The 8508-nt window shown below is 61.2% G+C and carries 6 protein-coding genes and 1 other RNA gene; 3 read left to right on the forward strand and 4 right to left on the reverse strand.

Annotation, left to right across the window (positions count from 1 at the left end):
* Positions 1-30 precede the first annotated feature (30 nt).
* Positions 31-1083, reverse strand: coding sequence for a 3-deoxy-7-phosphoheptulonate synthase AroG (gene aroG / locus ACJ8HB_RS24415; RefSeq protein WP_047568857.1), 1053 nt, complete (start codon positions 1081-1083; stop codon positions 31-33).
* Between the two features lie 212 nt (positions 1084-1295).
* On the opposite strand from aroG, the gene ACJ8HB_RS24420 reads away from it, so the two are divergent.
* The 3 genes from ACJ8HB_RS24420 to zitB are packed head-to-tail and all read left to right on the forward strand — an operon-like array spanning position 1296 to position 6060.
* The gene (locus ACJ8HB_RS24420; protein WP_047568859.1) at positions 1296-1901 is read left to right on the forward strand and encodes a response regulator; all 606 of its coding nucleotides are present in this window, start codon (positions 1296-1298) and stop codon (positions 1899-1901) included.
* Entirely contained in the window at positions 1898-5098 is a 3201-nt protein-coding gene (locus ACJ8HB_RS24425; RefSeq protein ID WP_094860206.1) for an ATP-binding protein, read from the forward strand. The genes ACJ8HB_RS24420 and ACJ8HB_RS24425 overlap by 4 nt, the downstream gene beginning before the upstream one ends.
* Positions 5098-6060 carry a CDF family zinc transporter ZitB gene (zitB, locus tag ACJ8HB_RS24430; protein WP_033637476.1) on the forward strand — a complete coding sequence of 321 codons (963 nt, stop codon included), beginning with the start codon at positions 5098-5100 and terminating at the stop codon, positions 6058-6060. The genes ACJ8HB_RS24425 and zitB overlap by 1 nt, the downstream gene beginning before the upstream one ends.
* A gap of 35 nt (positions 6061-6095) precedes the next feature.
* Here the strand turns inward: zitB and pnuC are convergent, their stop codons facing one another.
* The 3 genes from pnuC to ACJ8HB_RS24445 all read right to left on the reverse strand — a co-directional run bounded on the left by pnuC (position 6096) and on the right by ACJ8HB_RS24445 (position 8351).
* The gene (pnuC, locus tag ACJ8HB_RS24435) at positions 6096-6821 is read right to left on the reverse strand and encodes a nicotinamide riboside transporter PnuC (protein ID WP_047568862.1); all 726 of its coding nucleotides are present in this window, start codon (positions 6819-6821) and stop codon (positions 6096-6098) included.
* Between the two features lie 20 nt (positions 6822-6841).
* A complete protein-coding gene (gene nadA, locus ACJ8HB_RS24440; RefSeq protein WP_015376982.1) occupies positions 6842-7903 on the reverse strand; it encodes a quinolinate synthase NadA in 1062 nt (353 codons plus the stop codon).
* A gap of 323 nt (positions 7904-8226) precedes the next feature.
* Positions 8227-8351, reverse strand: a non-coding RNA gene (locus tag ACJ8HB_RS24445) — RtT sRNA.
* Between the last annotated feature and the right edge of the window lie 157 nt (positions 8352-8508).

Raw genomic sequence — 8508 nt, forward strand, 5'->3', positions numbered from 1 at the left:
CCGCTGCCGAGCCCGTTTCATTTTTTACGATTATCCGCGGCGCGCTTTCACCGCCGCCGCCAGATCGCGCAGCACGGTTTCGGTATCCTGCCAGCCGATGCAGCCGTCGGTCACGCTCTTGCCGTAAACCAGCGGTTCGCCGCTTTCGAGGTTCTGGTTGCCTTCCACCAGGTGGCTTTCGATCATCACGCCGATGATCGCTTTTTCACCGCCGCTAATCTGCCCGCAAACGTCAGCGCTCACGTCCATCTGCTTTTTGAACTGTTTGCTGCTGTTGGCATGGCTGAAGTCGATCATCACCTGCGCCGGCAGCCCGGCTTTGCTCAGGCCGGCTTTGACGTCCTTCACGTGCGCCGCGCTGTAGTTCGGCTCTTTGCCGCCGCGCAGGATAATGTGGCAATCGCCGTTGCCGCTGGTGTTAACGATCGCCGAGTGGCCCCATTTGGTCACCGACAGGAAGCAGTGCGGCGCGCCAGCGGCGTTGATGGCGTCGATCGCCACCTTGATGGTGCCGTCGGTGCCGTTCTTGAAGCCCACCGGGCAGGAAAGGCCGGAGGCCAGCTCGCGGTGCACCTGCGATTCCGTGGTGCGCGCGCCGATGGCGCCCCAGCTCATCAGATCAGCCAGGTACTGCGGCGTGATCATGTCGAGGAATTCGCCGGCGGCCGGCAGGCCGCTGTCGTTGATCTCCACCAGCAGCTTGCGCGCCAGGCGCAGACCGTCGTTGATGTTGAAGCTGTTGTCCATCTGCGGATCGTTGATCAGGCCTTTCCAGCCCACGGTGGTGCGCGGTTTTTCGAAGTATACGCGCATCACCACTTCCAGCTCGCCCTTCAGTTCTTCACGCAGCGCCAGCAGGCGCCCCGCGTACTCTTTGGCGGCTTGGGTATCATGGATAGAGCAAGGGCCAATCACCACCAGCAGGCGATCGTCGCTGCCGCGGAGGATATTGTGAATTGCGCTGCGGGCCTGGGACACCGTCTTTGCTGCGCGTTCAGTGGCCGGGAATTTCTCCAGCAAAGCCACCGGCGGCAGGAGTTCCTTAATATCATTAATGCGTAAATCGTCGTTTTGGTAATTCATAGCTTTTCCATTCGGTATCGAGGGGTATTTCGCAGTGCGTAACGGTGTAGATCCCAACAATCTAGCCTGTGGGAATGGCGCTGTAAATCACCTTTGCCCCCCGCCGCTGGAACCGCCAAATTAACAGCAGATTGTGCTGTTTCATCAGGGGAGCGCAGAGCCTCCTTTTTCGCTATGCTAGCGATCGGAATATAAAGCGACCCGAGTTGAACATGCCCTCTCTGTTATTAGTTGATGACCACCCGGTGGTTCATGTCGCACTGGAAGCGGCGCTAATGAAATCATCCCGCCCCTACCGCCTGCAGGCGGCGCAGGACGACGTCCAGGCGCTGGCCCTGCTGGCCGAGGCCGTTTTCGGCCTGGTGATCCTGGATATCGGCCTGCCGCAGGTCGACGGGCTGCAGCTGTTGAAAAAAATCCGCCGCCGCTACCCGCAGCAGCCGATCCTGATCTATACCGCGCAGGAGGCCGAGGTCTATGCGCGCATGGCGCATGCCGCCGGCGCCAACGGTTTCGTCAACAAAGGCAGCTCGTTGGCAGAGTTGTTGCAGGCGATCGAGCAGGTGCTGGACGGTGAAACCCACTTCCCCGCCACCGCGCTGGCCGAAGAAGCGCCGACGGCAGACGGCGGGCTGCTCACTCCTAAAGAGCTCGAGGTGCTGGGCTTGTTGAGCCAGGGGCTGTCCAACCTGCAGATCGCCGATCGGCTGCACATCAGCAACAAGACCGTCAGCACCCACAAGAAGAACATCCAGCGCAAAACCGGCGCCGGCAACCTGCTGGAGCTGGTGGCGGTGTTTAAAGAGCTGGCGCCATGATGCGCCGCGCCCTGCTGCTACTGCTGCTGTGGTGCGGTCTGGCGCAGGCGGCGGAGCCGGTGCGCTATCAGCTGGTCAGCAATCTGAATACCCCCGAGAATATGCTGATCGTCGGCGAGAAAAACCCCTGGCGCGACCGTACGCTGCGCGTCGGCATCGTCAGTGAGAACACCAGCCCGTACAACATCATCGTGGATGACGATCTGTATGGGCTGAATGCCGACTACCTCGGCTATATCCAGCAGGTGACCGGCATTCGCTTCGCCATTTACGGCTTTGCCGATCTGACGCAGCTGGAGCAGGCGCTGCACGACGGCAAGATCGATCTGCTGTACGGCATCCCGCAGAGTGAGGCGCTGCACGGCCTGGCGATCTCTCAGCCCTATTACGTCAGCAACCTGCGCGTATTGCGCGATCGCAGCAACGATCGGCCGGTGATGCTCAACTCCGCCAACGCCCGCGTCGCGATCGGCGCGCTGACCGACATGCAGTCCGGCGGCGCTCTGCAGGCGGTCGCGTCGCAGATCCAGCGCTACGACAACAATCTGCAGGCGGTCTACTCGCTGCTCAACGGCAGCAGCGACTACTTTATCGCCGACGAGGCCAGCGCCAGCTTTATCATCGATCAGCTGCAGCTCGGCCAGCTCTATCAGATTGAAAGCAACGAGAACCTGGGCAACCTGTCCTTCGTGTTCGCCGCCGACGACTCGCGGCTGATAGACACGCTGGACACCGCCATCGCCGACGCGCCGATGGAGCTGATGAACGCCCTGCAGAGCCGCTGGAGCAAGAAGATCCCCAGCTACCTCGACACCGGCAATGCCGATCTGACGACGATGGAGAAGAATTGGGTGGCGAGCCACCGCGTGGTTTACTACGCCGCCATCGAGAACAACTTCCCGTTCGCCTACCGCGGCTCCGACGGCCAGCCGCGCGGCTACGCCATCGACATTCTCAACATCATCGCGCAAAACACCGGGCTGCGTTTCGCGCCGCTGTGGGCGCGCAACGCCGAGCAGGCCGATCTGCTGGTGCAGTCCGGCCAGGCCAGCTTCCGCGCCGCCCTGCCGCTGGCGCGCGGCGTCAAAGCGCGCTACGGCGCCAGCATGCCGATCCACCGTTCGCTGTGGGGGGTTTACGTCGGCCAGCACGCCGACGGCATTTCCACCTGGAGCGATTTGGCCGGCAAGCGCATCGGCGTGCTGCAGGGCGATTTGGCGCAGGGGCTGGTGCCGGAACAGGAGCAAACCATCAGCTTCGCCGACAGCAAGTCGATGTACGACGCGCTGGCCAACGGCCAGCTGGATGCGCTGGTGGATAACGTCATCTCCGCCAACTTTTTGGCGCTGTCACGCTATTCCGGTGCCATCAAGCTGGCCTTCGCCGCCAACAACATTCCCTATCCGGTGGCCTTCGGCGTGCGCCGCGATCAGCCTCTTCTGTTGGCGATCCTCGATAAGAACCTGATGCAGATCCCGGCGGACACCCTGCAATCGCTGCGCGACGAGTGGATCGTCGATCGCAGCAACCTGATTGACGCGGTGAACGACAACCGCATGCCGCCGCAGACCACCTGGCTGCTGGCGCTGCTGGCCGCCGCCACCGTGCTGCTGCTGGCGCTGACGCTGCGCCGTTTCATGCTGCAGCGCCGTGAAAAACGCGAACGCGAAGAACTCGAGCACGCGCGCCGCCGCGCCGAGGCGGAAAACCGCATGAAGAGCAAATTCCTCGCCACCGTCAGCCATGAGCTGCGCACGCCGATGCACGCCATCCTCGGCCTGCTGGAACTGGAGCTTAAACGCCAACCCGCGCCGGAAGGCCTGCCGGTGATATACAGCTCGGCCTCATCGCTGCTCAACCTGCTCAACGACCTGCAGGATCACGCGCGGTTGGAAACCGGCTCGCTGACGCTGGCGCCGAAACCGGTGGTGCTGCGCCCCTGGGTAGCGCGCATCGACGCCCTCTACCGGCCGCTGATCGGCGAGCGGCCGTTGACGCTGAGCGTGGTGGCGGATCCGGCATTGCCGGAGGCGGTAGTGATTGATGGTGAGCGTTTACTTCAGGTAGCTAACAACCTGATAAACAACGCGATAAAGTTTACGCCGCGCGGCGCCATTCAGGTCGAGATCGGCTGGCGCGCGCAGGATGAGCGGCAGGGGGAATTGCATCTGACGGTGAACGACAGCGGCTGCGGTATCGCCGCCGATGAAATAGACAAACTGTTCCAACCGTTTTACCGCGCGCGCGGCGCGCAACGCATCTCGGTGCAGGGTACCGGTTTGGGGCTGTCGATCTGCAAAGAGATCGTCGAACAGATGGGCGGCCGTATCGAGCTGCACTCGCAGCCGGGCGTCGGCACCCGCGTCGAGGTCGCGATACCGGTCGAGCTGAGCGGCGCGGCGCCGGTTGCCGCCCCGGAGGAAAGCCCCTTTGCTCTGCCGTCTTCCGCCTTGCGTACCGCGCTGATCGACGATCACCCCACCAATCTGTTGCTGATGGAACGCCAGCTGCGCCACTTCGGGCTGCAACCCGCCCGCTTCGAACAAGGCTATGCGCTGTTGAAGGCCCAACGCCGGCAACCGTTCGATCTGCTGTTTATCGACTATAACATGCCGCGCCCGGACGGCCTGACGCTGGCCAGGCTGATCCGCCGCGACGAACAGCGGCTGCAACGCCCGCCTTGCCGCATCGTGCTCTGTTCGGCAGACGTGCAGGAGTTTACCCGCATTCCTCCGGGGCTGGTGGCGATCGACCACTTCCTGACCAAACCGATTTCACTGGCGGCGATCGGCCAGGTGTTGGCTCAGCAACCGCAGGCTCAGGAAGAAAAGTCAGTCCTTACTGACCTGCGGCAAACGCTGGTCGAAATGGCGGGTGGCGATCGCGCCATGCTGCAGCGGCTGGCGCAGACGCTCGGCGATACGCTGCGGCAAGACCGGCAGCGGCTCGCGGACGCCGTCGCCGCGAACGACTGGCCGCGCCTGGAGCAGGCGGCGCACCGCATCAAGGGCAGCCTGCTGATGCTGCAACTGCCGGAAGCCGCGCAGCTGTGCCAGCAGCTGGTGGAAACCGCACGTCGGGGCGCGCTTGCCGCCGCCGCTTATACTAAATTAAAGGCGTTAGTGGCGCAGATAGTGCCGGAGCTGGACGCTCTGCTCGCCGCCGCCCCCACTTTGGCTATGCATAAGGATGAATAATGTCGGACACTCCACACGTACACCTGCCGAAAGACAGTAATAGTAAACGCCTACTGACCGCTTTTTTAGTCACCGCCGTCTTTATGGTGGCCGAGGTGGTCGGCGGCCTGTTGTCCGGCTCGTTGGCGCTATTGGCCGACGCCGGCCACATGCTGACCGATGCCGCCGCGCTGCTGGTGGCGCTGATGGCGGTGCATTTCTCTCAGCGCAAGCCCAACGCGCGCCACACCTTCGGCTACCTGCGCCTGACCACCCTGGCGGCCTTCCTCAACGCCGCGGCGCTGCTGGTGATCGTGGTATTCATCCTGTGGGAGGCGATACGGCGTTTCTTCGAGCCGCAGCCGGTGATGGGTACCCCGATGCTGATCATCGCCGTAGCGGGGCTGCTGGCGAACCTGTTCGCCTTCTGGCTGCTGCATCGCGGCAGCGAAGAGAAAAATATCAACGTGCGCGCCGCCGCGCTGCATGTGCTGGGCGATCTACTCGGCTCGGTGGGCGCCATCGTCGCCGCCATCGTCATTCTTGCCACCGGCTGGACGCCGATTGACCCGATCCTGTCGGTGCTCGTCTCCTGTCTGGTGCTGCGCAGCGCCTGGCGGCTGCTGAAGGAGAGTTTCCACGAGCTGCTGGAAGGCACGCCGCAGGAGGTCGATATCGCCAAGCTGCAAAAAGACCTGTGCCTGAATATCCCGGAAGTGCGCAACATCCATCACGTGCACGTCTGGCAGATCGGCGAACAGAAGCTGATGACGCTGCATGCGCAGGTGATCCCGCCGCATGACCACGATGGGCTGTTGCAACGCATTCAGGCTTATCTGTTGGAACACTACAAGATTGGCCACGTGACCATTCAGATGGAGTACCGGCACTGCGAGACACCGGACTGCGGTATCAACCGGGCGCCGGAGCCGAGTGAACACTCACATGCCGAAGCCCACTCCCATCTGGGACATCGCCACTAAGCCAAGAGGGCGCCATCACGGCGCCCTCTGCGTTGTTAAGGTGCGGAAGAGAGCGGGTTGGAACCATTGCGCCCGGCGCTCTTGATCCATAGCCAGGAGCCGTTCAGGGCAATCAGCGTCAGAATGACATACTCCAGCGCCATCGCGTACACCCCCTGGTAGGCGAAGATCGCCACGCTGATGACATCGATAACCACCCACAGCAGCCAGTTTTCCACGTACTTGCGCGTCATCAGAATCATCGCCACGATGGAGAGCACCATCATCGCCGAATCCCAGAACGGGAACGCGTCCGGCTGCAGCTCAGGCATCTGCACGTTCAGCCCCAGCCCTTGCATCACCGCCACCGCGATCTGCGTCAACCAGGCGAACACGCGGTCGATATTGAAGGTCATCAGGCCGATGCCGATGATGCAGACCGCCGCCCAGGCCAACGCTTTCGGCAGCGGCAGCCAGCGGATCTGCAGCTCAGCCTGATTATCCTGGGTCTGGCGGCTCCAGGCATACCAACCGTAAATGTTGGCGCCGAAGAAAAACAGCTGCAGCAGCAGGCTGGCGTACAGCTGGATCTGGAAGAAAATCACCGCGAACAGCGTGACGTTGATCAGGCCGAACAGGTAGTTGATGATTTTTTCCTTGCTGGCGTACCAGATGCACAGCAACCCGAACAGCGTGCCGATGGCTTCGATCCACGACAGATCGTAACCGCCCGCGCCAAGCGGAATGTGCACCAGAATATTGCTGGTACTGAAAAAGCTCATGAGGTCATCCTTTTAAACGGTTAAGCGTTGCCTTTAACCTGCATTTTAAGCTGAGCGGCGAAATCCAGCATGCGGTTCAGCGGCACCAGCGCCTTCTCACGCAGCGCGGCGTCCACGTGGATCTCATGCTGCGCGCCCCCCTGCTCCAGCCCTTCGGCAATCGCCTTCAGGCCATTCATCGCCATCCACGGGCAATGCGCGCAGCTGCGGCAGGTCGCCCCTTCTCCGGCGGTCGGCGCTTCGAACAGCTCCTTGTCCGGGCAGGCCTGCTGCATCTTGTAAAAGATACCGCGATCGGTGGCGACGATCAGCTGTTGATGCGGCAATGTTTTCGCCGCCTGAATCAGTTGGCTGGTCGATCCCACCGCATCCGCCAATTCAACCACCGCCTGTGGCGATTCGGGATGCACCAGAATGGCCGCCTGCGGATAGAGCGCCTTCATGCGCCGCAGCGCCTGAGTCTTGAACTCGTCATGGACAATGCAGGCGCCTTGCCAACACAGCACGTCGGCGCCGGTCTGCTTCTGCACGTAGCTGCCGAGATGGCGATCCGGCGCCCAGATGATCTTCTCGCCCAGGCTGTCCAGGTGTTCGATCAGCTCGACGGCGATGCTGGAAGTGACCACCCAGTCAGCGCGCGCTTTGACCGCCGCCGAGGTGTTCGCATAGACCACCACGGTACGATCGGGATGGCTGTCGCAAAACGCATGAAACTCCTCTTCCGGGCAGCCCAGATCCAGCGAACATTCGGCAAACAGCGTCGGCATCAGCACCTGTTTTTCCGGGCTGAGGATCTTGGCGGTTTCCCCCATGAAACGCACGCCGGCCACCAGCAGCGTGGAAGCCGGATGGGCGCTGCCGAAGCGCGCCATTTCCAGCGAATCCGCCACGCAGCCGCCGGTTTCTTCCGCCAGCGCCTGGATTTCCGGATCGGTATAATAGTGTGCGACCATCACCGCATTGCGCTGCTTGAGCAGGGTTTTGATCTTCTCGCGATAAAAGGCTTTTTCGGCTACGTCCAGCGGTACCGGTTTAGGCGGGAAGGGATACACCGCCGCATTGACATCAAACATTTCACTCATCGCTGCAATCTCATGCTAGGCTGGGCGCCTGCCGCGTGAATATCGCCTGCCGCAACGCCCTTCGTTTTATATACTAAACAAAATACCTAAATTTGCGCGAAAAGTCCGCTGATATTTTCATATTTGCGCATCCATTGTTTAATGAATTAAAAATACGGACGCTGGCCGTGCAGTTCACAGCGGATAATGGCCTGACGAGACCGTATAGCCCGTTCAGAGAACAGCGGGATGATGATCGGTGCAATGTTGAAACGAGAAAGCACGAATGTAGATTACAGTGCTGCAGATGCGAAAAAAGCGCCAAAAGGCGCTTTTTTCTGAATTGGTGGGTCGTGCAGGATTGATTCGGCCTGTGGCCTCACCCTGCGGGCAACGCTGCGCGTTGTCGTATCGCTGCGCGATGCTCGAACTTGAGCGCAGGCTCTCACCCGCACGACTCGGTGAACTCTGTTGGCAAGAGGATAAAGTCAGGTTTGGGTGTTACAGAAGTAAAAGACCACCTCCTGAGGAGGTGGCTTTACACGACGCCCCCTAAAAGGGGGCCATTTTCGAGTTAATCCTGCAACAGCTCCATCTGCTGTTCGATCTCTTGGTCCTTCTTATCC

The sequence above is a fragment of the Serratia sp. CY27727 genome, assembly GCF_052169275.1.
GTDB classification, from domain to species: domain Bacteria; phylum Pseudomonadota; class Gammaproteobacteria; order Enterobacterales; family Enterobacteriaceae; genus Serratia; species Serratia sarumanii.